The sequence below is a fragment of the Kineococcus sp. TRM81007 genome (genome assembly GCF_022669155.1).
Classification (GTDB): Bacteria; Actinomycetota; Actinomycetes; order Actinomycetales; family Kineococcaceae; genus Kineococcus.
The window spans coordinates 46,812-70,552 of sequence record NZ_JALBVB010000023.1 but is presented as its reverse complement, the minus strand read 5'-3'; the positions used below and the strand labels follow the sequence as shown (position 1 = coordinate 70,552).

The 23,741-nt window shown below is 69.1% G+C and carries 15 protein-coding genes and 1 pseudogene; 12 read left to right on the top strand and 4 right to left on the bottom strand.

Annotated features, from left to right (window positions below):
* Positions 1-25: 25 nt before the first annotated feature.
* The 8 genes from MN205_RS01075 (at position 26) to MN205_RS01040 (ending at position 11,558) form a co-directional block, all read left to right on the top strand.
* Positions 26-2,728 carry a DUF5107 domain-containing protein gene (locus MN205_RS01075; RefSeq protein WP_242123469.1) on the top strand — a complete coding sequence of 901 codons (2,703 nt, stop codon included), beginning with the start codon at positions 26-28 and terminating at the stop codon, positions 2,726-2,728.
* 757 nt (positions 2,729-3,485) lie between these two features.
* On the top strand, positions 3,486-4,850 hold the full coding sequence (locus tag MN205_RS01070; protein ID WP_242123467.1) for a cellulase-like family protein: 1,365 nt from the start codon (positions 3,486-3,488) through the stop codon (positions 4,848-4,850).
* A complete protein-coding gene (locus MN205_RS01065; protein WP_242123465.1) occupies positions 4,847-6,145 on the top strand; it encodes an ABC transporter substrate-binding protein in 1,299 nt (432 codons plus the stop codon). The genes MN205_RS01070 and MN205_RS01065 overlap by 4 nt, the downstream gene beginning before the upstream one ends.
* The gene (locus MN205_RS21385) at positions 6,142-7,128 is read left to right on the top strand and encodes a carbohydrate ABC transporter permease (RefSeq protein WP_242123462.1); all 987 of its coding nucleotides are present in this window, start codon (positions 6,142-6,144) and stop codon (positions 7,126-7,128) included. The genes MN205_RS01065 and MN205_RS21385 overlap by 4 nt, the downstream gene beginning before the upstream one ends.
* Complete coding sequence (locus MN205_RS01055; protein WP_242123460.1) at positions 7,125-8,000, top strand: carbohydrate ABC transporter permease; 876 nt, start codon at positions 7,125-7,127, stop codon at positions 7,998-8,000. The genes MN205_RS21385 and MN205_RS01055 overlap by 4 nt, the downstream gene beginning before the upstream one ends.
* A complete protein-coding gene (locus MN205_RS01050; protein WP_242123458.1) occupies positions 7,997-10,039 on the top strand; it encodes an alpha-galactosidase in 2,043 nt (680 codons plus the stop codon). Before MN205_RS01055 ends, MN205_RS01050 begins: the two co-directional genes overlap by 4 nt.
* Positions 10,036-10,854 carry a hypothetical protein gene (locus tag MN205_RS01045; RefSeq protein ID WP_242123456.1) on the top strand — a complete coding sequence of 273 codons (819 nt, stop codon included), beginning with the start codon at positions 10,036-10,038 and terminating at the stop codon, positions 10,852-10,854. Before MN205_RS01050 ends, MN205_RS01045 begins: the two co-directional genes overlap by 4 nt.
* 170 nt (positions 10,855-11,024) lie before the next feature.
* Positions 11,025-11,558 carry a helix-turn-helix domain-containing protein gene (locus MN205_RS01040; RefSeq protein WP_242123454.1) on the top strand — a complete coding sequence of 178 codons (534 nt, stop codon included), beginning with the start codon at positions 11,025-11,027 and terminating at the stop codon, positions 11,556-11,558.
* A 27-nt stretch (positions 11,559-11,585) separates the two neighbouring features.
* On the opposite strand, the gene MN205_RS01035 is transcribed toward MN205_RS01040, so the two are convergent.
* From MN205_RS01035 to MN205_RS22245, 4 genes and pseudogenes are all read right to left on the bottom strand, one after another.
* On the bottom strand, positions 11,586-11,843 hold the full coding sequence (locus MN205_RS01035; protein ID WP_242123452.1) for a hypothetical protein: 258 nt from the start codon (positions 11,841-11,843) through the stop codon (positions 11,586-11,588).
* Positions 11,844-12,012: 169 nt separating this feature from the next.
* Positions 12,013-12,822: a GIY-YIG nuclease family protein gene (locus MN205_RS01030; protein ID WP_242123450.1), complete on the bottom strand. Its 810-nt coding sequence runs from the start codon at positions 12,820-12,822 to the stop codon at positions 12,013-12,015.
* A 404-nt stretch (positions 12,823-13,226) separates the two neighbouring features.
* Entirely contained in the window at positions 13,227-13,385 is a 159-nt protein-coding gene (locus tag MN205_RS01025) for a helix-turn-helix domain-containing protein (RefSeq protein ID WP_242123448.1), read from the bottom strand.
* Between the two features lie 271 nt (positions 13,386-13,656).
* Positions 13,657-13,728 (bottom strand): annotated as a pseudogene (locus tag MN205_RS22245) (Fic family protein); the annotation flags it as partial.
* 859 nt (positions 13,729-14,587) lie between these two features.
* On the opposite strand from MN205_RS22245, the gene MN205_RS01020 reads away from it, so the two are divergent.
* The 4 genes from MN205_RS01020 to MN205_RS01005 are packed head-to-tail and all read left to right on the top strand — an operon-like array spanning position 14,588 to position 23,682.
* Entirely contained in the window at positions 14,588-17,764 is a 3,177-nt protein-coding gene (locus MN205_RS01020; protein ID WP_242123447.1) for a helicase-related protein, read from the top strand.
* Positions 17,761-18,507, top strand: a complete 747-nt coding sequence (locus MN205_RS01015; protein ID WP_242123445.1) for a DUF4391 domain-containing protein — start codon at positions 17,761-17,763, stop codon at positions 18,505-18,507. Before MN205_RS01020 ends, MN205_RS01015 begins: the two co-directional genes overlap by 4 nt.
* Positions 18,508-18,546: 39 nt before the next feature.
* Positions 18,547-20,526 carry a site-specific DNA-methyltransferase gene (locus MN205_RS01010; protein ID WP_242123443.1) on the top strand — a complete coding sequence of 660 codons (1,980 nt, stop codon included), beginning with the start codon at positions 18,547-18,549 and terminating at the stop codon, positions 20,524-20,526.
* Between the two features lie 3 nt (positions 20,527-20,529).
* Entirely contained in the window at positions 20,530-23,682 is a 3,153-nt protein-coding gene (locus MN205_RS01005; protein ID WP_242123441.1) for a DEAD/DEAH box helicase family protein, read from the top strand.
* The last annotated feature ends 59 nt before the right edge of the window (positions 23,683-23,741 follow it).

Below are 23,741 nucleotides of genomic sequence, written 5' to 3'. Positions count from 1 at the left end.
GTGATCACCGGCCTACCGTCACCGCATGCTCGACGACGAGACGCAGCTCGGCCTGCCGGCCCGGCCCGCCGCCCTGGCGGACGCCCCGGCCGCGGTCTGGAGCGCGCCGCTGACGCTGCCGACCTACCACCCGCTGCCGCCGGAGGTGTTCCCCGCCTACCTGGACCGCCGCGTCTACCAGGGCTCCTCAGGGCGGGTGTACCCGCTGCCGTTCCACCACCGCATCGCCACCGACCCCGTCGAGCACGCCTGGACGGCGGTGCACCTGCAGAACGAGTGGCTGCACGTGGTGGTGCTGCCCGAGCTGGGCGGGCGCGTGCACGTGGTGCGCGACCACACCAGCGGGGTGGACCTCTTCTACGCCAACCCCGTGGTCAAACCCGCCCTCGTGGGACTGGCCGGCCCGTGGATCGCCGGCGGCGTGGAGTTCAACTGGCCCCAGCACCACCGCCCGGCGACCTACCTGCCCACCGACTGGGAGGCGGTGACCGAGGAGGACGGCGCGGTCGTGGTGCGCTGCTCCGACCACGACCCGTTCACCCGCATGCGCGGCACGCACGCGCTGCGGCTGCGCCCGGGCAGCTCCGTGCTGGAGCTCGAGGTGCGCCTGGCCAACCGCACCGAACTGCCGCAGTCGTTCCTGTGGTGGGCCAACGTCGCCGCCCGCGTCGACGAGGACTACCAGTCGTTCTTCCCGCACGACGTGACGGTGGTGGCCGACCACGCCAAGCGCGCCGTGACCGCCTACCCGGCCGCGGACCGGCACTACTACGGCGTGGACTACCCCGCCCGCGCCGGCGAGGTGTTCACGGCGGCCGACGGCGCGCGCGGCACGGGCGACCGGATCGACTGGTACCGCACGATCCCCGTGCCGACGTCGTACATGTGCCTGGGCAGCCGGGAGGACTTCTTCGGCGGCTACGACCACGCCCGCGGGGTGGGGTTCGTGCACGTCGCCGACCACCAGGTCGCCGTCGGCAAGAAGCAGTGGACGTGGGGGAACTCCCCCTTCGGGCACGCGTGGGACGCGAACCTCTCCGACGACGGCGCGCACTACGTCGAGCTGATGGCGGGGGTGTTCACCGACAACCAGCCGGACTTCTCGGTGCTGGCGCCCGGTGAGACGAAGGTCTTCACCCAGTCCTGGTACCCGGTGCGGCGCACCGGGCCGGTGGACCGGGCCACGATCGACGCGGCCGTCAGCCTGCGCCGCGAGGAGGACCCCCGGCGGGTCCGGCTGGCCGTCGTCGTCACCCGCCCCCGCACCGGGGTGCGCGTCGAGCTGCGCGCCGGCGGGCGGATCGTGGCGAGCGAGACGGTCGACCTGGACCCCTCGGCCGCGCTGCTGCGCGTGCACGAGGTGCCGGCCGCCGGGGCGGGATCGCCGGACGTGGAGGTCTCGGTCGTCCACGAGGGCCGGGAGCTGGTGCGCTGGAGCACCGCCGAGGAGCGCGCGGGCATCGGGGAGGTCCCCGGCCCCGCCACCGAACCGCCCGCGCCGCGGGAGGTGGCGAGCGTGGAGGAGCTGGCGCTGACCGCCGAGCACCTGGAGCTCTACCGGCACGCCACCCGCTCCCCGGAGCCGTACTGGCGCGAGGCGCTGGCCCGCGACCCCGGGCACGTGCCGAGCCTGGTGGGCCTGGCGGTGCGCGCCTACCGCGCCGGCCTGGACGAGGAGGCCGAGGAGCTGCTGCGCCGCGCGGTGGACCGCCTGACCTCCCACCACCCCACGCCGCGGGACACCACCGCGCTGTACCTGCTCGGCGTGGTCCTGGAGGCCCGCGGGCGCGAGGACGACGCCTACGACGCGTACGGGCGCGCCTCGTGGGCGCGGGCGTGGCGGGGACCGGCCGGGTACCGGATGGCGCGGCTGGACGCGCGCGCCGGGCGCACCGAGGCCGCCCTGCACCGGCTGGCCGACGTGCGCCGGGTGGAGCCGGAGCACCTGCAGGCCGCCGCGCTGGAGGTGGTGTGCCGGCGTCGGCTGGGTGACGGCGTGGTCGACGTGGCGGGGACCGTGCTGGCCGCCGCCCGCGCCCTGGACCCGCTGGACGCGTGGCTGCGCCACCTCGACGGCCTGCCCGCCAGCGCGGACGCGCAGACCTGCCTGGACGTGGCGCTGGAGCTGGCCGGGGTCGGGGAGCTGGAGGACGCGCTGCGCGTGCTCGACGAGGCCGAGGCGCGCGAGCCGCTGCGCGCGGCGGGGCAACCGGCGGCCGGCCCCCTGCTGGCGCACCACCGGGCCCTGGTGCTGGACCGGCTCGGCCGCGCTCAGGGGGCGGCCGCCGCGCGCGCCGACGCCGCGGCGCGGGACACCACGTGGTGCTTCCCCGGCCGGCGCGAGGACGTGGCCGCGCTGAGCGCCTCGGCCGCCGACCCGCGGGCCCGCGCCCTGCGCGGGCACTGGCTGTANACGCGGCGGGCCGGCACGCCGACGCCGTCGCGGACTGGCGGGCCGGCGCGGCGGGCACACCGGGCGACCCGGTGCCGCACCGCAACCTGGGCCTGGCGCTGGTCAACGACCACCGCGACCTCGAGGCCGCCCGCGCGGCGTACGCGCGGGCGGAGGAGGCCGCCCCGGACGAGGCGCGGCTGCGCTTCGAGGTGGACCAGCTGGACGCGCTGCGCGGCGTGGACCCGCAGCAGCGGCTGGCGCGCTGGCGGGATCGCTGGGACCTGGCCGAGCAGCGCGACGACGCCCTCGTGGAGGTCGCGCACCTGCTGGTGAGCACCGGCGGCGCGGCGCGGGCCGTGCAGCTGCTGACCACCCGCACGTTCCAGCCGTGGGAGGGCGGGGAGGGTCAGGTGCTCTCCGCGTGGGAGCGCGCCCGGACCCGCCTGGCCCTGGAGGCGCTCGCGGACGACCCGGCCGCCGCGGTGGCGCACCTGCGGGCGGCGCTGGACAGCCCGGCGTGCCTGGGCGAGGCGCGGCACCCGCTGGCGGCGACGGCGCAGCTGCACCTGCTGCTGGGCGACGCGCTGGCCGCGACCGGCGACGCGGGTGCGGCGCGCGCGGCGTGGGAGGCGGCCGCCGAGCACCGCGGGGACTTCCTGGGGATGAGCACGCAGGAGCACAGCGAGGCGACGTTCTCCTCGGTGCTGGCGCTGCGCCGGCTGGGCCGCGACGACGGGCCGCTGACCGCCTCGCTGCGCCGCTTCCGCGACGCGTTCGCGGCGGCGGTGCCGGTGGTGGACTACTTCGCCACCTCGCTGCCGGACCTGCTGCTGTTCGAGGAGGACCCGCTCGTGGTGCGCGACCGTCGGGTGGTGGTGCTCGACGCGCAGCTGGCCCTGCTGGCCGGCGACGCCGGGCGCGCCCACGAACTGCTGGCCGACCCGCGGCTGGCCGCCAGTCGGCACGCGGCCGACCTGGCGCACGCCCTGGCCACCCACCCGCGACTGCTGGGCGTACCCGACGCCGTACCCGGCGCTGTGCCCGCTGCCGTGCCCGGCGAACCCGTCACCCGGATCGAGGAGGTGGCCCGGTGAGCGCGACGCGGAACCTGCCGGCCGGTGCGCCGGAGAAGCTCGTCATCAGCCTGTGGGACTTCTCCTGGTACGTGCGCACCGGGCCGGGCGAGCCGTTCGAGGACCTCGACGCCGCCTTCGCGCAGGCGGTGGAGCGCGGCTGCAACGCGGTGCGGATCTGCGCGATGCCGTTCCTGCTGTTCCGCTCCGGCGTGGACACCTCCGCGCTGCGGCTCGGTCCACTCGGCGGGGAGTACGGGCAGGGCGTGCGCTGGTACGACGTGGCGCACGAGACGACGATCGACGCGCGCCAGCACACTTTGGCGTTCTTCCGCGCCGCGCAGCGCCACGGCGTGCACGTCATCGTCTCCAGCTGGGAGTACCAGCAGTCGCCGTCGTTCGCGCTCGACCCGGACTGGTACGAGGCCCTGCACGCGGTGGACCCCGACGAGCGCGCGGAGGTGCTGGCCGACGCGCACGCCGACCTGATCGACCTGCTGGTGGCCGAGGGCCTGGACGACCGGGTGCTGTTCACCGAGCTGCACAACGAGGTCCAGATCGGCTTCCTCGTCGACGGCCTGGGCGTGGAACGCGGCGAGGCGGCGGTGCCGGCGCTGACGGACCGGCTGGAGCGCGGGATCCGCCGCTTCAAGCAGCGCCACCCCGACCGGCTGTGCACGGTGAACTACGCCGGGGTGCCGGTCGGCGCGCTGAGTGCGGTGCCGCCCAGCGCGGAGGTCCTCGTCGTCCACCCCTACGCCTACGGCAACCTGCAGGAACTCATCGACGTCTTCGGCCTGCGCGGGCCGGTGGAGGAGTTCTCCCGCGAGCGGGCGGCCCCGCTGCTGCGCCCGGGCGCGCCCGAGGTGGCCGACTGGGGACCGGGCGAGGACAACGCCTGGAAGCTGGACGCCACGGTCGTCTCGCTGCCCGAGGTGTACGTGCACGACTGGTGCGACCCGGAGGCCTTCGACCGCTGGCTGTACGACCGCTGGGGCGAGCACCGCCTGGCGGTGGAGCAGAAGCTCACGCTGTGGCTGGAGGTGGCCGCCGACTGGGCCGCGGCGCGCGGGGTCCCGCTGGTGCTGGGCGAGGGGTACGTCGGCTACACCCCCAAGCGCGGGCGCTTCGAGGAGGGACCGGTCGGCGCGGAACTGTGCCGCCGCGCCGTGCGCGAGGCGCACCGCCTCGGTGCGTGGGGCGCCGTGGTCTGCTCCAACGCCGCGCCGCAGCACAGCATGTGGGCCGACGTCGCCCTGCAGCGCGAGTGCGCGGCCCTCCTGACCGGCACCACCCCCACCGATCAGCCCGATCAGCCCGATCAGCCTGGCACCACCCACCACGACCGCGCCGACGACGGCGCACAGGAGGTTCGACGATGAACTCCCGACTCTCGCGGCGCAGCCTGCTCGCGGCCACGGCCGGCCTCGGCGGCGCCGGCCTGCTGACCGGCTGCGTCGGCACCAGCGGCTCCGGCGGGTCTGGCGGCGCGGCCGCCGGCGGTGGAGGGGGCGGCGGCGGCATCGTCTTCCAGAACTCCATCCAGGACACCGCCCCCAAGGCCGCCCTCGAGGCGATCGTGCAGAGCTACGACGGCGACGTGACGATGAACTCGGTCGCCACCGAGCAGTTCCGCGCCCAGCTGACCAACTACCTGCGCTCGAACGACCCGCCGGACGTCATGAGCTGGTACGCCGGGTCGGTGGCCCGCGACTACGCCGCCCAGGGCCTGCTGCTGGACGTGTCGAGCATGTGGGAGGGCGACGGCGCGTGCGCGGGCTTCTCCGAGGCGCTGAAGAACCTGTCCAGCGCCGACGACGGCACCCAGATCTTCGTCCCCACCAACTACTACTGGTGGTCGGTCTTCTACAAGAAGAGCGCCTTCGAGCGCTGGGGCGTGCAGCCGCCGACGACGTGGGACGAGTTCCTCGCGCTGTGCGAGAACCTCTCCGGCCAGGGTGTGGCGCCGCTGGCCAACGGCATCGGCTCCACCCCGTGGATGGCGTCGGGCTGGTTCGACTACCTGGACCTGCGCATCAACGGGGCGCAGTACCACCGCGAACTGCTGGCCGGGGAGCACTCCTTCACCGACCCGGAGGTCGTCGCGGTCATGGAGCAGTACGAGCGGCTCATCCCCTACTTCGACCCGAACATGGGCTCGTACTCGGCGCAGGACGCGTCCGTGCCGATGGCGCAGGACCAGGCCGGCATGTACCTCATCGGCGCCTTCGTCACCCAGTACTTCCCCGAGGACCAGCGCGACGACCTGGACTTCTTCTCCGTCCCGGTGATCAACCCCGACGTGCCGACGGCCGAGGAGGCGCCGACGGACGGCTACTTCGCCGCGGCCGGCACCTCCGACCCCGACGCCACGATCGCCTTCCTGTCCTACCTGGCCGCCCCGGAGCAGCAGCAGGCCTTCATCGAGCAGTCCGGGTCCTCAAACCTGCCGACGTCCCCGGACGTCGACACCTCGCAGTTCAGCCCGCTGGTGCAGAAGGGCATCGAGCTGCTCAACTCCACGGAGGAGATCACCCAGTTCTTCAACCGCGACTCCTCCGACGCGCTGCAGACGACGGCGGACACCGCGCTGACGCAGTTCCTCGCCGACCCGGGCTCGCGCGACCGGATCCTGGAGGAGTGGCAGCGGGCCGCGGAGGGGGTCTTCGGGCAGTGAGCAGCGACGTGAGGGCCGCGGCGCGGCCGGCGCGGCGGGGGCCCGACGGCCCCCGTCCCGCCAGCGGCGCCCGCGGCCCCGCCCGGCCGGGCGGCCCCTCGCTGGGCGCCCGGCTGCGGCGGGTGCCGCTGCTGGTGTGGGTGTTCCTGCTGCTGCCGCTGGCGGTGGAGCTGTTCTGGGTCTTCTGGCCGGCCGCCAACTCCTTCTCCCTCTCGCTCACCCGCTGGGACGGCATCAGCCCGGCCGAGCCCGTGGGCCTGCAGAACTTCACCGACCTGGCCGAGGACCCGATCTTCCGCACGGCCCTGACCAACAACGCGCTCTGGGTGCTCGGCTTCGGCGTCCTGTCCGTGGTGGGCGGCCTGGCGCTGGCGGTGGCGCTCAACAAGCCCGGCCGCGGGGTGGGCTTCTACCGCAGCGCGATCTACCTGCCGATGGTCGTCTCGATGGCGGTGACCGGCCTGTTCTGGCGGGTCATGTACCAGCCGGGCGGCCCGGTGAACGCCGGCCTGGAGGCGGTGGGGCTGGGCTCGCTGCAGCGGCAGTGGCTGGCCGACCCGGACGTGGCGCTGGCGGCGATCCTCGTGGCCGCGGTGTGGCGGCAGGTCGGCTACATCATGGTGCTGTACCTGGCCGGGCTGAAGGGCTGCGACGCGACGCTGGAGGAGGCCGCGGCCGTCGACGGCGCGAGCGCCTGGCAACGCTTCTGGCACATCGTCATGCCGCAGCTGCGCGGGGTGAACACGGTGGTCTTCGCGGTCACCGTCATCGACTCGCTGCGCACCTTCGACATCGTGTGGGCGATGACCCGTGGTGGTCCCTACAACACGACGCAACTGCTGAGCACGTACATGTTCCAGCAGGCGTTCACGTCGGGGAACCTCGGCTACGCCTCGGCGATCGCGGTCGTCATCTTCGTCCTGGCGATCGGCTTCATCATCACCTACCTGGCCCGCCAGGCCCGCGCGGAGGAGCAGTCGTGACCGCCACCACCCTCGCCCCCGGCAGCGCCGCCACACCGCCACTGCGGCGGCCGCGGCGAGCCCGCTCGCCGTGGTTGCACGTGGTCATGGTGCCGCTGACCCTGCTGTGGCTGAGCCCCGTCGCCTACGTCGGGCTCATCGCGTTCCGCTCCTTCGACGACATCGCCGCGCGCGGACTGGCCGCGCTGCCCGCCTCGTTCACCCTCGACGGCTTCGCGACGGCCTTCAGCGGCGGCGGGCTGGTGCGGGCGCTGGGCAACAGCATCACCGTGACCGCGTGCGCCGTGCTGGCCTCGCTGCTGCTGTCGTCGTGGGCGGCGTACTCGCTGAGCCGCTTCGCGATCCCCGGCCGCAAGACGATCCTGCTGGCGATGCTGGCCGGCAACCTGCTGCCCCCGCAGATCCTGCTCGTGCCGGTGGCGCGCATCAGCGAGTCCCTCGGCATCGCCGACACCCTCTTCGCGCTCGTGGCGGTGCAGGTGGGCTTCGGCATCGGCTTCTACACCTTCGTGCTCCACGGCTTCATGCGCGGGCTGCCGGAGGAGCTGTTCGAGGCCGCCCGCCTGGACGGGGCGGGCGCGGGGCGCATCTACCTGCGGATCGTCCTGCCGCTGAGCCGCCCGGCGATGGCGGCGCTGGCGGCCCTGGCCACGACGTGGATCTTCAACGACCTCATCTGGGCGCTGACGGTCCTGCGCTCGGAGTCGAAGTTCCCGATCACGGCGGCGCTGCTGAACCTCATGGGCGGCTACTCCAGCGCGTGGAACGTCATCGCGGCGGCCTCGCTCGTCGCGGCGGTCCCCACCGCGGTCGTGTTCTTCCTCTTCCAGAAGCAGTTCGTCTCCGGGCTGCTGGTCGGCTCGAACAAGTGAGCGGCCCCTGGACGCTGCCGACCCGCTCCGGGGAGCACGTCGTCGCGCTCGCCCCGGACGGGGCGGGTCTGGTGCGCGTGCACTGGGGCGCCCGCGACAGTGCGCAGCCGGCCCCGGCGCCGCGGCGCACGTCCTTCGAGACGACGCTGGACCTCCTGCCGCTGGAGGCCACCGCGCTGGGCACCCGCTCCGCGCACGCCGCCGAGCTCGTCGCCCGCCGCGCCGACGGGTTGCGCGGTGTCCGGCTGCGCGCCGCCGGCGAGGTGGCGCTGACGGTCGGCGGGGAGGTGCACGAGCTGCGCGCGCCGTTCACCGACGAGGTCGCCGAGGTGGACGTGGAACTGGTGCTGCGCAGCAGCACCGCCCACGACGTGGTCACCAAGCACACGGTGGTGCGCAACCGTTCCGGGCACGCGGTGGAGCTGCTGCGCTGCTGGGGCGGCGCGTTCACCCCGCCGGTCAGGCCGGGCGCGCGCGTCGGGACGCTGACGGGCGCGTGGTCGCGGGAGTTCACCGAGGCCGTCGTGGACCTGCCGGTCGGGACGTTCAGCCTGGGCAGCCGGCAGGGCATCACCTCGCACGGCGCCTCCCCCGTCGTCACCGTCCGCGCCCGCGACGACCGGGACGCCGGCACGTACGCGGTGGCGCTGGCGTGGAGCGGGTCGTGGCGGCTGCAGGTGGAGGCCGTGCCGTTCACCGACCACGTGCGCGTGGCCGGCGGCCCCGACGACGAGGCGGGCGTGGTGACGCTGCCGCCGGGCGGGTCGGTGACCACCCCGCAGCTGGCCGGGCTGTGGGTGCCCGGCGGCCCGGACGAGGCCGCGCAGGCGTGGCACGCGTACCAGCGCACCCTGGCCCGCTCCACCGGCCCCGAGCACCGGCCGGTGGTGGCGAACTCCTGGTACGCCACCGGCTTCGACGTGCGGGTGGAGCACCAGCTCGCACTGGCCGAGGTGGCCGCCGACCTGGGCGCGGAGGTCTTCGTCGTCGACGACGGCTGGTTCCGCGGCCGCACCTGCGACCGCGCCGGGCTCGGCGACTGGGACGTCGACGAGGCCAAGTTCCCCGGCGGGCTGGAGCCGCTGGTCGCGGGCGTGCGCGAGCGCGGCCTGCGGTTCGGGCTGTGGGTGGAGCCGGAGGCCGTCAACGAGGACAGCGACCTGTTCCGCGCCCACTCCGAGTGGGTGCACCGCGCGCCGGGCCGGGACCCGGTGCGGCTGCGCCACCAGCTCGTCCTCGACCTGGGCCGGCCGGAGGTGGAGGCGTGGGTGCTGGCGCAGTTGCGCCGGCTGCTGACCCGCTACGGGATCAGCTACCTGAAGTGGGACATGAACCGCGCGATCACCGACGGCGGCGCCGCCGTGCCCGGCGGGGACGACTGGTCCTGGCGGCACACGCAGGCCTACCACCGCGTGCTGGATGCGCTGCGGGAGGAGTTCCCGCACGTCACCGTGGAGGCGTGCGCGGGCGGCGGCGGCCGCATCGACCTGGCGGTGCTGGTCCGTACCGACGTGGTGTGGCCCAGCGACGAGACCGGCCCGCGCGACCGGCTGGCCGTGCAGCACGGGTTCCTGTCCGCCTACCCGGCGTGGGTGATGAGCTCGTGGGTGACCGACGAGCCGGACGTGCTGGACCGCGAGCCCGTCAGCGTCGACTTCCGGTGCGTCGTGGCGATGGCCGGGGTGATGGGCCTGGGCGGGGACCTGCTGCGCTGGAGCCCGGCGCAGCGGGAGCGGGTGCGCGAACTGGTGGCGCTGCACCGCTCGGTGCGGCACGTCCTGCACGGCGGCCTGGTGCGCCGGCACGGCACCCCGACCGGCGCCGCGTACGCGGTGCAGTACACGGGCGAGGAGGCGGTGGTCGTGCTGGCGTGGGCGCGGCCGGGCCGCCCCGCCGCCTGGCGGGTGCCGCTGGGCGACCTGCCCACCGGGACGCTGCTGCGCTCCCGCTCGGACGGTTCCACGGTCCGGGTGGAGGACGGGCTGGTGGTGACGTGGTCGCGCGGCGACTGCGACGTGATCGTGCTGGACCGCGTGTGAGCACCTGGCGGCCGCGCCCGCTGCTCGTGCAGACCGACGACGCCCACGGCGGGCGGTGGACGTCGCTGCGCACGCCCGAGCGCGAGTGGCTGTGGCGCAACCCCGCCGCGCCCGCAGCGGCCCGCGCCGCCGCGCGACCCGGCGACGCCTTCGTCGACGCGGGTGGGGTGGAGGAGTGCTTCCCCACCCTGCGCGGCACACCCGACCACGGCGACGTGTGGTCGCAGGCGTGGACCGCCGAAGGGCCGGGCCGCGCGTCCGTGCGGACGGGAGCGCTGTCGCTGCGGCGCTCGCTGGCGGTGCAGGACGAGGCCGTGGTCGCCGCCTACGAGGTGACCGGCCCCCCCGGCGCGCACGTGCTGCACGCCGCGCACGCCCTCCTCGACCTCTCCCCCACCGCCCGCCTCCTCGTCCCCGACGCGCCACCCGTGACGGTGCTCGACCAGCCGGCGCCCGGCCGGTCCGTGCGCACCACCTGGCCCGACGGCGCCGGCGTCCCGCTCGACGCGCTCGGCTCCGACGACGACACCGCCCGCTGCGCCGTCGTCGCCACCGACCGCGTCGACGTCCTCGACGGCGCCCACCGGCTGTCCCTGCGGTGGCGGGTGGTGCGCGGTGCAGGGCCGGTGTCCCTCGTGGTGTGGCGCAACCTCCACGGGTGGCCGGAGGCGGCGCCGTACCGGTCGGTGGGTGTGGAGCCGCTGCTCGGCGCGGCCGCAGACCTGGCTGTCGCGGGCGCCGGGGAGAGCGGCGTGCTCGACACCGACGGTGGGCTCACGTGGCGGCTGACGCTCACCGCGCACCGCGAGGGCTGACGGCCGGCGTCCACGCCCTCGGCGTCACACCGCCCTCCGACGACCGCGATCACCAGGGTCACCGCCGCACTGGTGCGACCTCGGTGACCGACACCCGAGCTTGCCGCTAGAAACGCAACGAGCTAGTACTAGCGTTGCGTTTGTTGTGCTTGGGGTCGTACCCTATTCACGTGCGCACCGCCGTCTTCGAGGACACGCGGTCCTCGATCAGCGAGGAGTGGTTGACCACCGGCGAGGCCGCGCGCCTCCTCGGGGTCTCGCGCCAGCACGTCGTCAACCTGTGCGAGCGCGGCGACCTGCCCCACACGACGACGGGCGTGCACCGCCGGGTGCGCCGCGCCGACGTCGAGGCGCTGCGCACCACGGGTGCGCGCCTGAGCCGGGACCAGCGCCGCAGCCTGTGGCTGGCGCACGCCGTCGCCGGCCACCTGGTCACCGACCCGGAGGCCACGATCGCGCAGGCGCGCGCCAACCTGGCCGTCCTGCGCGAGCGCCACTCCCGCGGGCAGGTGGCGAAGTGGCTAGCGGAGTGGGCCGACCTGCTCGATGGACCCGTCGAGGGCATCCTGACGGCCCTGACCTCTCCGTCCCCGCGGGCGCGGGAGATGCGTCAGAACTCCCCCTTCGCCGCCGTGCTGTCCGAGGAGGAACGCCGGCGCGTGCGAGAAGCCTTCGCCCAGCATTCTTCGGCCGCTTCACCCTGAGGCGCGGCGCGAAGCACGAGCGCCTGTTTAGCCTGCACGCACCGCGAGGTCGTAGAGCCGGCGGGCCCACTGGACGGCCTGCTCGGCGCGGGCGGCGGAGACCATTGTGGCCGCGTAGTGCGCCTGGTCTTTGATCTCCAGGAGCCTTCGCAGGTCCGTCGCCATCACGGGACCGTCCGGGCGGACGGTCGCCAGTAGGTCGACGGCCTGACGGTGGTCCTGACCGCGGGACCACTGCCCCAGGCGGCTGCAGCAGACGGCGTCGGAGGCGGCGATCCCGCACAACACCGCGAGCGAGGCGGCGACCTGCGGTGTCGCGAGACCGTCGTCGGACTCCTCCGCACGAGTTCCGCCCTCCGAAAGCCGTTCCTATGGCCAACACGTGGACTGGAACCAGCAGCTGATCTTCAAGAGTCCCGCCCTGGACTGACAGGTCAGCCCAGGGCCAGGGCCCTTACTCGTCCACTGATCCCTTGAGGACCTCGTAACCGAGTGCGCCCGCGATGGCGTCGCAGAAGTCGATGGTGGTCACGAACCACTCCGTCCCGACGGCAATGCCCGCAGTGCGCTGGTGCTCGGCCGCGTCCAGGAGCGCGTGGAAGTGCCGCTCGGCGGTCGTCGGGTCGCCCGTCTTGTACACGCGCAGCAGTACCGGGTCCTCGGGCATGCCGGTCCGCCGAGCCTGACTCAGCACACGATTCCATGCCTGGTTCTTCGTGCGCCCGATCTTCAGCAGCCGCCGCTCGGTGTCTGCGATGTACGGGTGCCGCCAGTAGTGCGGGTAGGTATAGACGTACACGCCGGCCGCCGTCTGCAGGTCCTGCTGGAGCTTGGCCGACTCAGTCGCCAGCTGGACGTTCTCAGCCTCGACCGCCTCCTCGCTGCCTGCTCGGTCGACGAGGCGTGTCAGTACCGCTTCGAGGTGCGCTATCACCTGTGGGTCAATGGACCTTTTGATGAGGGTCCGCACCGTACGAGCGGCTTGAAGCGCGACCGACGGCGCATCGGGAGTCGTGCCGTCGAGGACGGCGTAGACGATGACTCGCCGATTTCCGACGACACCGGTATTGGCACAGGTCGTGAAAGGCAGCAGCTCGGTTGGGCCGGCGCCTGGGTGCTCGACCATGGCTCGGTAGACAGAGCCGAGTTGACTCGAGCGGTCCAGCAGCAGGTGGTGCAGCTGCTTCTTGAGTACCGGATCGAGGTCCTTGCCCAGGTGCGGCGGCACCGCCAGCTCGTCGTCCTCGACGGACTCATCGCTCACTGCCGCGTCCTGCAGCTCCCCCGTTGGTAGCTCTTCACCGCTTCGCTCTAGCGACAAGTGCTCAGACGCATCACTCATACCGACACGCTAGTGAGCGCTACAGACAGTCGCAGGTCGATTGCAATGCTCGAACACACGTTCGACCTGTGTCACACTGGTCATGCGCGGCCAGGCTGGATATTGAGGGGAAGCTTCGTCCAGCCTGGCAGCGCCCTCATACCGCTTGAGAGGCCGCGAGACGTGCGCCGGCCACGCGGAGTGCGGTACGAGCCAGCCGACGTCCAGCGTGTCGGCGTAGTCGTCGAGGAAGTGCCGGAGCGCCGGCGGCTGGTGGCAGGTCGTTATGAGGTCGCCATCCAGGTCAACGCTCTCCTCCATGGCGACCACCGGGACGCCGTGCATCACTAGCCGAGGGAAAGCGTCTGCGGCAGCGGGTCAGCTGATGCTAGCCGCAGGACGCCCGCGGAGTACAACCGGTCGACAGCCTCGTTGACGGCCTGGGCGGAGCGTCCGGTGAGGCGCACCAGCTGCGCGACGGTGAGGACCGGCGTCTGCGGAAGCACCTCGTCGATCAGCTGGGCCGTCGTCGAGCCGACGCGGACGGTGCCGACCGCGTCGCGCCACCGCTGCCGCAGGTCGGCGAGGCCGGTGGTGAGCCCGGCGACGCACTCGCACGCCTCCGTCGTCGCGGCTGAAGACGGCGAGCCAGTCGGCGAGGCCGTCGGCCCAGTAGGCGGTGAGGCCGGCGACGTAGTCGGCGCTGCGGGTGGCCAGCACGAGGCTGATCGGCGGCACGTGAAGCGGGCTGAGGCCGCGGCGGGTGAGGACGACGTGGATCAGCGCGCGGCCGGTGTGGCCTTTGCCGTCGGCGAAGGGGTGGATGGTCTCGAACTGCGCGTGGGCGATCGCCGCCTACACGAGCGGGGCGTGCCCGTCGGACTCCAGGTAGGCGGCCAGGTCGTCCAGCAGCGCCGGCACCTCGCCGGGCGGCGGGGCACGAAGTCCGCGCGGCAGGGGTTGTAACTGGATCCGCCGATCCAGTTCTGCCGGTCGCGCACCTGGCCCGCCCAGAAGGCGCCGCGCGTACCACCCAGCAGGGCGCGGTGAATGTCGAGGATGCCGTCGACGCCCACGCGGGGCCGGTGGGCGACATGGTCGACGGCGGCGCGTATCGCGTCGATGTTGCCGAGCACCTCCGCGGCGCCCTCGTCGGGCGAGGAGCCGTCCGCGGCGCGTGCCGCGTCGGCGCGCGCCAGCCGGCGACCGCCGATTTCCAGTTCTTCGATGCACGAGGAGGTGACAGCCTCGGCGCAGAAGTAGCCGGGCGATCGCCTCGTAGCCGCGGTAGGGCAGGTCGGAGGTATTGAAGCGCTGTACGGCGCGCTCGGCGTCCGAGACGTCGGCGATGACGTCGGCGGGTAGGAGCACCTCCTGCTCCACGAGGAGGTCAGGGGCAGACACCCGGCGACGACCACGGGATGCTCAGGACGCGCCCCACACCTCCTTTGCGGTACCCGCTCACTACGCTCAGACAACCGGCCATAGGTGGACAGTGAGGGGTGATGGCGTCGTGAGCAGTCTCGGCAGCTTCGTGTGGGGGATCGCAGACCAGCTCCGCGGGGCCTACGAGCCCCGCCCGCACGGCAACGTCATCCTCCCGACGACCACCTCGCACCGCTTGGACCCGATGTGACGGGGATTTGGATCTTGTGCGCCGCTGCGACCACTGATGGGACGGTCGTCACGCTCGCTGGAGGCGTCGCTCATGACCGGTGACACGACTCCTCTTGTTGAGCGCCTTCGCGAGCGCCTGGCGGGCGCCGAACAGGTCGACGTGCTGTCGGATTCATTCTCGCTCTTTGTCTACGACGCTCTCAAGGCGGAACTTGCAGATGTCCGTGCGCGCCTTCTTCTGCGCGACGGCTCGCTCGATGATGTTCCCCTCAACGGGCTCGATCAGGAGCACGTTCTGCGCGCGCGCCTCGATCAGCACCAGATCGCGCAGGATTTTCTGACCTGGGCTGAAGAGAAACTTGAAGTTCGCAGCCTTCGACGTCCGAGTCGTGACTCCTGGATCGTTGCCAACGGAGCCAGCTCGTACGCGATTCATGGAGCGGGCTTCGAGGCCGAAGGCTTGGGCCTTGTCGCCTCACCCTCGTTGCTGTTCCCCCGAGACATCGCGGACGAAGGGTTGGTCGCCGAGCTGGCCCTCAACTTCGAGAAGGTTTGGCACGAGCCGACCTCGTCCGAGTCCGCGCAGGAGAGATTCCTCGACACGGCGCGAACGTTGGCCAGAGACAACGCGCCCGAGGCGGTCTATCTCCGAATCCTGACGAGCCTCTTTGGCGACTTCGTCGACGAGGCAGGCAAGGAGACCGCGGATCGCGCCCGAACCGGATTCTTTGATACCGCCGTCTGGTCCAAGCTCTACAAGTTTCAGAAGGACGGCGTCCTCGGCGCCATTGAGAAGCTCGACCGTCACAACGGCTGCATCCTCGCCGACAGCGTTGGTCTCGGTAAGACATTCGAAGCGCTGGCCGTCATCAAGTACTACGAGCTCCGAAATGACCGAGTTCTCGTACTCGCCCCGAAGCGGCTTCGCGAGAACTGGACCCTCTACCGTACGAACGACACCCGCAACCCGCTTGTTGCCGATCGCTTGAACTACGACGTCCTGAACCACACGGACCTCAGTCGTGAACGTGGCACGTCTGGCGACATCGACCTCTCCCACATCAACTGGGGCAACTACGACCTGGTCGTGATCGACGAGTCTCACAACTTCCGGAACAACCCGCAGGTCAAGGAGCGGACCACCCGCTACGAGCGCCTCATGAATGAAGTCTTCAAATCTGGCGTGAAGACGAAGGTCCTGATGCTCAGCGCTACGCCGGTCAATACCCGCCTCGCCGACCTGAAGAACCAGGTCCTCTTTGCAACCGAGGGTGACGACACCGCGCTCAACGCCAGTGGCATCAAGAGCATCGAGAGCACCCTCCGCAAGGCCCAGGCGCGGTTCACGAGCTGGCAGAACAGTCCTGACGACCAGCGCACGAGCGAGGCACTGCTTGGTGCGCTTGGCATGGATTACATCCGTCTGCTCGACCTCATCACCATCGCGCGGTCCCGCAAGCACATCGAGAAGTATTACGGAACCGCGGACGTCGGGCGGTTTCCCGAGCGCGTCCCGCCGATGAACCTCGCGCCGGAGATCGACTCAGATGGACTGCTCATGCCGCTTGCCGATCTCAACTCGGCGATCCTCATGCTCAACCTCGCCGCATACAAGCCGATGTCGTATGTTCTGGATAAGGCGAAACGGAAGTACGCCGACCTCTACGACCACCAGCTCCGCACAGGTGGCTCGCGCGTCTGGAAGCAGACTGACCGTGAGAACAACGTCGTTCACCTCCTGCGGATCGGGCTGCTCAAACGACTTGAGTCGTCTGTCCATTCGCTGACGCTCACCGTCGGCAAGATCCTCCAGAAGATCGAGTCGGCGATCGAACGACTCGACGATTTCGACTCTCGCGATGACGAAGCGGTCTCAATCAACAGCTTCGCCGATCTCGCCGAGGTCGATATGGACGACCAGGAGCTTGAAGACATCGTCGGCGGCAAGGTCAAAGTCTTCCTCGCGGACGTGGACCGCGTCCGCTGGCGCCAGGATCTCGCCGAGGACCGTGACAACCTCCGCACCGTGTTGGCAGAGGTCCAGGCGGTCGACGTCACACGCGACGCGAAGCTCGCAGAGCTTCGCGACCTCCTTCGCCGTAAGGCAGCGGACCCCACGAACGCCGACAATCAGAAGGTCCTGATCTTCACGGCTTACTCGGATACCGCCGAGTACCTCTACAAGAATCTTGCACCGTGGATCTCGACTGATCTCGGTCTCGACGTTGCTCTGATCACCGGCGACCGGACCACGACCACCGCGGGCATCACGCACAGGACCATGCACGACGTCTTGGCCGCGTTCTCACCCCGGTCGAAGGGCGGTGATACGGACGGACCGCAGATCGACATCGTCATCGCAACCGACACGATCAGCGAGGGTCAGAACCTCCAGGACTGCGACACGGTCGTGAATTACGACATCCACTGGAATCCGGTCCGGATCGTGCAGCGCTTTGGTCGCGTCGACCGACTCGGCTCGACCAATAGGACCGTTCACCTCGTCAACTTCTGGCCCAACATCGACCTTGAGTCATACATCAACCTTGAGAAGCGCGTCTCGAGCCGGATGACGCTCCTCGACGTCTCAGCGACGGGCGAAGAGAACGTTCTCGACTCGACCGACGCGGCGACGATGAACGATCTGGATTACCGCCGCCAGCAACTCGAGCAGATGAAGCTCGCCGCGCCGACGATGGAGGACCTTGCTGGCGGTCTGAGCATCACTGATCTCACCTTGTCGGACTTCCGCATGGACGCCGCATCCCGCCCTGAAGACGACCTCGTCGAGATCGAACGCTGGCCGCTGGCTCTCTTCGGCGTGACTCGGTTCGACTCGAAGCTTCAGGCAGATGGGGTCCAGCCCGGAGCGATCTTTCTCCTCCGCCTTCGGGAGGTATCCAAGGCCATCACAGCGGATTACCCGCTTGCCCCATATGTCCTCGCCTACGTCAAACAAGACGGTCAACTCGCGCATCCCGTTGATCAGCCGAAGCTGGCCCTCGACGTACTTCGACACCACGCGCTCTCCCAGGTCGAGCCGGATGCCGAGGCACTCGCCACCTTCAACCGCTCGACCCGCAACGGGCGCGACATGTTGGCTTATCGGAATCTCCTCGAAGTCGCGGTTGAAGCGGTCAGCGGCAAGTCGAAGGAGAGCGCCGTCGCATCTCTCTTTTCCGCCGGCGTCTCGACGCTCGGCCTCGAAGACCAGAGCGCCGGGCAGGACGCGGTGGATGTGGTCGCGTGGATGGCGATCGTCTCGTGAGCGAGCGCGCCGACCCGGCCGACGTCCTGGCGCTCCCGCCGGCTGCCCGCATCCGTGAGCGCATCACCAAGGTGATGCTCGCCGACGCCGCTGCGGACCTCGGCATCGATAACAAGATCGTCGACCGTGCTGTCGACGTCGCCAGTGCTGTCGTTGGGGTCATCCGGCCGGAGACTGCTCAGATACCGGCGGGTCGTGCTGGGCCGGATGTGGTCGGCGACATCCCGGTGCTTCACCTTGTGCTCGCCCCCCGAGCCACCAGCGCGGATCAGACAAAGTTGATCGACCTACTCCATCGAAGCATGGCGCGCCCGGTCATCCTGTTCGTGACGTCGAGCAAGGGCGATGACGCGATCTCCCTCGCACTCACGCACATCAGCGCGAACAACGCCAACCGGTCCGTGATTGATGCGCGTACGTTCGCACCGCTCAATCAGCTTGCTCCAGGATCCCTCCGGTTCAGTGTCCTCGACCGTGCGGACCTCGCAATCTTCTATCGCGACCTCACCCGGGTTGTCGCCGCGCGTGGGCAGCCGACCGTCGCTGGCCTCACCACGGAGCAGATCATTCAGATGCGCCGCGAGCTGACGGCGCTCGAGGGTGATCTTGCGAGCACTGTCCGCGCTGCCCAGAGCGAACGAAGCCACTCGGGTCGTATCGTGCTGAATACGCGGGCTCGTGAGCTCCGGGATCGGATACAAACTGTCAGGGCTGCCCTTTACAACCCCGCCCCGACGCACTGACGCCGCAAACAACATATGGAACCTAAGGAAGTAGGACTCGTGACCGAAGACTTCACCCGACTCAGCGACCTCGACGGCCCCGGCGAGGCGCGGAGCAATGTCGCCGAACTCGCCCGGCTCTTTCCAGACGCCGTCGTGGACGGCACCGTCGACCTGGACGTGCTGCGGGATCTGCTGGGTGAGTCCGGGTCGCCGGCAGGCGCCGAGGGCTTTGGACTGCGGTGGCCCGGGATGTCGGACGCGAGGCGGCTTTCAACGATTCCCGCGACGATGACCCTGCTTCCCAAGCCGGAGGAGTCGGTTGCATGGGAAAGCACCAAGAACATCGTCATTGAAGGCGACAACCTAGAGGTCCTTCGCCTCCTACGCCGCGCCTACACGAACTCGGTCGACGTCATCTACATCGACCCGCCGTACAACACCGGCAACGACTTCGTCTACAACGACACGATCAACGCGAGCTCAGCCGAACATGAGACCAGCGCTGGGCTCCGAGACGTAGACGGCATCCTTCAAGTCGGGGCCGGTTCTGACCGAGCGGGGGAGCGCCGAACCGGGGGCTCATCCCACTCGAAGTGGTTGTCGATGATGTACCCGCGCCTCCTCGTTGCGCACCACCTCCTCAAGGAGACCGGCGTCGCCATCGTGGCCATCGACGACACAGAGCATGCGCGGCTCAAGTTGCTCCTCGACCGCGTCTTCGGCGCGGAGAACTTCGCCGCCAACGCGGTTTGGCAGGGTTCTGGCAAAAACGACTCTAGGTTCACTTCTGGTGGGCTCGACTACATGCTCATCTACGCCAAGAACAAGCGGCTATTGGTGGAGAACGACATCCGCTGGAAAGAGCCGAAGCGTGGATACGACTTGGTTGTGGCTGCCGCCGAGCGAGCGTGGTCGGCTTCGGGAGGCGATTCAGCGGTTGCGACGCAAGAGTTCCGCAAGTGGTGGCGGTCGAATCCGGACACCGAGAAGGGCCTGACCAACTACTCGGAGATTGATGATGCTGGGCGTGCCTACCGGCGAAGCGACTTGCGCAGTCCTAACCCACGGCCCAACCTGCAGTACGAGATCCTCCATCCGGTAACGCGGCAGCCAATTCAGATGCATCCAAACGGGTGGGCGTATTCGCGAGAAAGGATGGACGCTTTGCTCGCGGAGGGTCGGATCTTGTTCGGTAGAGACCACACGCAGACAGCGTCATACAAGCGGTATCTCCATGAGACGGCCGACCAGTCGATCCGGCCCACGGTCAACCAGGACCGCGCGAATGCATCTGATGCTGTCGCTTCGCTGCTCGGACCTGGCGTCTTCGACTATCCAAAAGATACCGGCGTGATCGGCCGCTGGGTAAATGCTGTCTGCGGTGGCCGGAGAGATGCGATTGTTCTCGACTTCTTCGCTGGATCTGGATCGACTGGACATGCCGTCATGGAGCTCAACGCGTCAGACGGCGGTACCCGGCGCTATGTCCTGGTACAGCTCGACGAACCGATCCAGAAGCCCGGGTATGAGACAATTGCTGCAATTACCCGCGAGCGCCTCCGGCGCGCCGGAGAGCAGATCGCTAACTCACGGCACCACGAGGCCGAGCCGATGGACTGCGGGTTTCGTTCCTACCGCCTCGCTGACAGCAACGTGAGGCCCTGGGACGGTAGTGGCGAGCTCGATCTTCTCTCCGCCGTCGACAACCTTGTCGCCGGCAGGACTACTGACGACCTCCTTGTCGAGGTGATGCTGCGTCTCGGCATCGATCTAGTGACTCCGGTTGGGACCCGTGAGGTGGCGGGCAGCGCCCTCTACAGCGTCGCGGGCACGCTGTACGCCTTCTTCGGGACGGACGTCGACGTGGCGGCGGCCGACCAGGTCGCGAAGGCTATTGTCGGATGGCGCGACGACGAGCCGGTCGACTCAGACATCACGGTGGTGGTGCGAGACACGGGCTTCGCCGATTCATCGGCGAAGCTCAACCTCGCCGAGGCGCTCAAGCAGGCCGGCATCAACACGTTCCGGAGCATCTGAGTCATGAAATTCACCTTCGAGGCTGACCTCGACTACCAGCGCGCTGCAATCGATGCGGTGACGGGTCTGTTTAAGGGGCAAGAGTCGCTGACGTCCCACTTCACCGTGCATGCGCATCCTGGCGCATGGCTCCCGTTCGAGGGTGGATCGAGCACTCCTACGATCTCGACCGAAGGTGTCGGAAACCGACTCCGCCTGTCGCCGGAGAAGATCCTCGAGAACCTCCACACCGTGCAGAACGCCATTGGACTCGAGCACGAAGCGTCCCTCGACTCGATGAACTTCACCGTCGAGATGGAGACCGGCACCGGAAAAACGTATGTGTACTTGCGCACAATTTACGAGCTCAATGCGCTGTACGGGTTCACCAAGTTCGTCATCGTCGTGCCATCAGTCGCCATCAACGAGGGCGTTATGACCTCGATCAAGATGCTCAAAGAACACTTCGACGCCCTGTATGCGAAGCCGCCGATGCAGGCGTTTCAGTACTCTGGCGACAACGTCTCTCGGCTGCGGTCGTTCGCGACCTCGTCTGGCATCGAAATCATGATTATCACGGTCGCGGCGATGAACAAGGCGACAGCGAAGATCAACAGGCCGGCGGAGGACCTCGACAACGAAGTCCCGATGTCGTTGGTCCGCGCGACGAACCCGATCGTAATCGTCGACGAACCCCAAAGCGTCTACGGCGACGACGGCAATCCGCGGAAGAAGAAGGGCGCCGGCCGCCTCGCCATCGAGGGAATGAACTCGGCTGCAGTGATCCGCTACTCGGCCACACACCCGAAGTTCGACAAGGGCAACCTCGTCTACCGGCTGGACGCCATCGGGGCGTACGAGAAGCAGCTCGTCAAGCAGATTGAGGTCGACGACCTCGTCACCGAGGGAAGCGGCGTCTCGCCGTACGTCCGGCTCCTGAGCGTGAAGCGCACAGGCGCCAATATCACTGCACGTGTAGAGCTCGATGCCGAACTGAACGGAAAAGTCACTCGTAAAGCCTTCACCGTCCGCAACAACGACAACCTGGGCGACTATACGAACCGTGACCTCTATCGGGACCTGATCGTCAACAGCATCAGCGTCGTTGAAGGCAACCAACACGTTCGATTCACCGACTACAGCGAGGTCAAGGTCGGCGAGGCCATGGGCGCTGAGATCAGCATCGACGAGCGCGCCCGACAGATGATCGCTCAGACCATCCGCCAGCACCTCCACAAGGAGGACGAGTTCGCTACACACGGCCGCAAGATCAAGGTCTTGAGCCTGTTCTTCGTCGACTCCGTTGCGAAGTATCGCCAGTACGACGAGAACGCGGACGAGCAGCCGGGCGAATACGCGCGGATCTTTGAGGAGGAATACGCCAAGATCGCTGCCGAGCCGGAGTTCAATCACCTGCTCGGAGCGCGGCCAGCGGATGCCGTGGCTGCAGAGGCCCATCAAGGCTACTTCTCGATCGACCGCGCCCGCGGCAAGGCCGATCGCCTGGTCGACACCAAGGAGACCAGCGACAAGGGGCGTCAGCAGGCCGGCCTCGCTTACGAACAGATCATGAAGGACAAGGTCGGGCTCACCACTCCGGGCACGGCCATCCGATTCATCTTCAGTCACTCTGCGCTTCAGGAAGGTTGGGACAACCCCAACGTCTTCCAGATCTGCGTGCTGAGGAACATGGGATCCGAGCGTTGGCGCCGTCAGAGCATCGGTCGCGGCCTTCGGCTTTGTGTGGATGGAGACGGCAACCGCGTGCGCGGCTTCGACGTGAACCGCCTGACGGTGATCGCGAACGAGTCCTACGAGGAGTTCGCCGAGCAACTCCAGCGCGAGCTTGCCGAGGACCTTGGAATCGAGTTCGGCGTCGTCACTGTGGACGGTTTCGCGCGCCTGACCTACAAGCCGACCGGTGGTGGCGATCCCGTGCCCGTGGGTGCTGATGCGGGTCAGGCCCTATTCAAGGCGTTGCTCGCAGCCGGCTACATCGACAGCAAGGGCAAGGTCCAGGACAGCCTGCGCGAGGCGGTGCAGAACGACACCGAGGAGTTGCGACTCCTTGTTGAGGACAACGTCGAGGACGACGAGGCCCAGCGCCAGATCCGGCAGCTCATCAAGCGACTTGCCAAGCCCCTTGACATCAAGAAGGCAGGCACACGCGTCTCCGTGCCGGTGGTTACCGAGCGGCTTGAGAGCAAGGAGTTCCGGGATCTGTGGGATCGTATCCAGCACCGCACGGAGTTCCGGCTCCAGGTCGACGAGACTGACCTTCGGGTGGCCATGGTGACCGCGCTCAAGGACATGCCTCCGATTCAGCAGCGCAAGGGCGAATGGCTGACCCATGTTGTCGACAAGATCGATCAAAGTGGTCTCTCCGCCGAGACCAGCAACGGGCGCCGAGCCGACGTGGTCTATGCCGACAGCGAGGAGCTGCCCGACATTCTTTCGGTTCTCGCAGATCGAACGAAGTTGACGCGCGCTACCATCGCGCACGTGCTGACCGAGTCGGGAACCCTGCATTGGTTCAGGCGAAATCCGCAGGTCTACGTCGACCGAGTCGCGGCGACTTTGGAGCACGCCAAGGAGTCGTTCCTTCTCAAAGGATTGCACTACGAGCTGGTGGATCCGTCGCGGCCAGAGCGTGAGCGCAGATACCCCAAGACACTCCTTTCGGAAGCGGACCTCTCGGGTTACACGGGACCGGGCGGCAATGTCATCACCGTGGAGGGTGACGACAAGGTTCCCGTTTCGTTCGAGAAGAAGTCGCCCTACAAGTACGTCGTCGTGGACTCCGGGATCGAGCGCGAGTTCGCACTCGCCCTTCTGCGTGAGCGCGAGGAGGTCAAGGCGTTCGTGAAGCTCCCAGCCAGCTTCACCATCCCGACACCGCTCGGTCCATACAACCCTGACTGGGCCGTGATGGCAGTGCGCCCTGACGGCAGTCAGTACGTCGTATTCGAGACCAAAGGGACGAACGACATCAGCCTGCTCCGGGCTGAAGAGAGAGGAAAGATTCTCGCAGCGCGCGAGCACTTCAAGCAGATCCGTGTCGACATCGGCCTCTCCGACATCAAGTATGCCGCGCCGGTGAAGACCATCCAGGACGCGGACGCCCACTTCGACAACCGCGAACCCGTGCCCGACTCGGCCAACGGCACCCTCCTGTGATGCCGTATGGCTTCGACGGTCCACCCAGTCCGCAGCCAGTCCGCGAACGACCAACGACA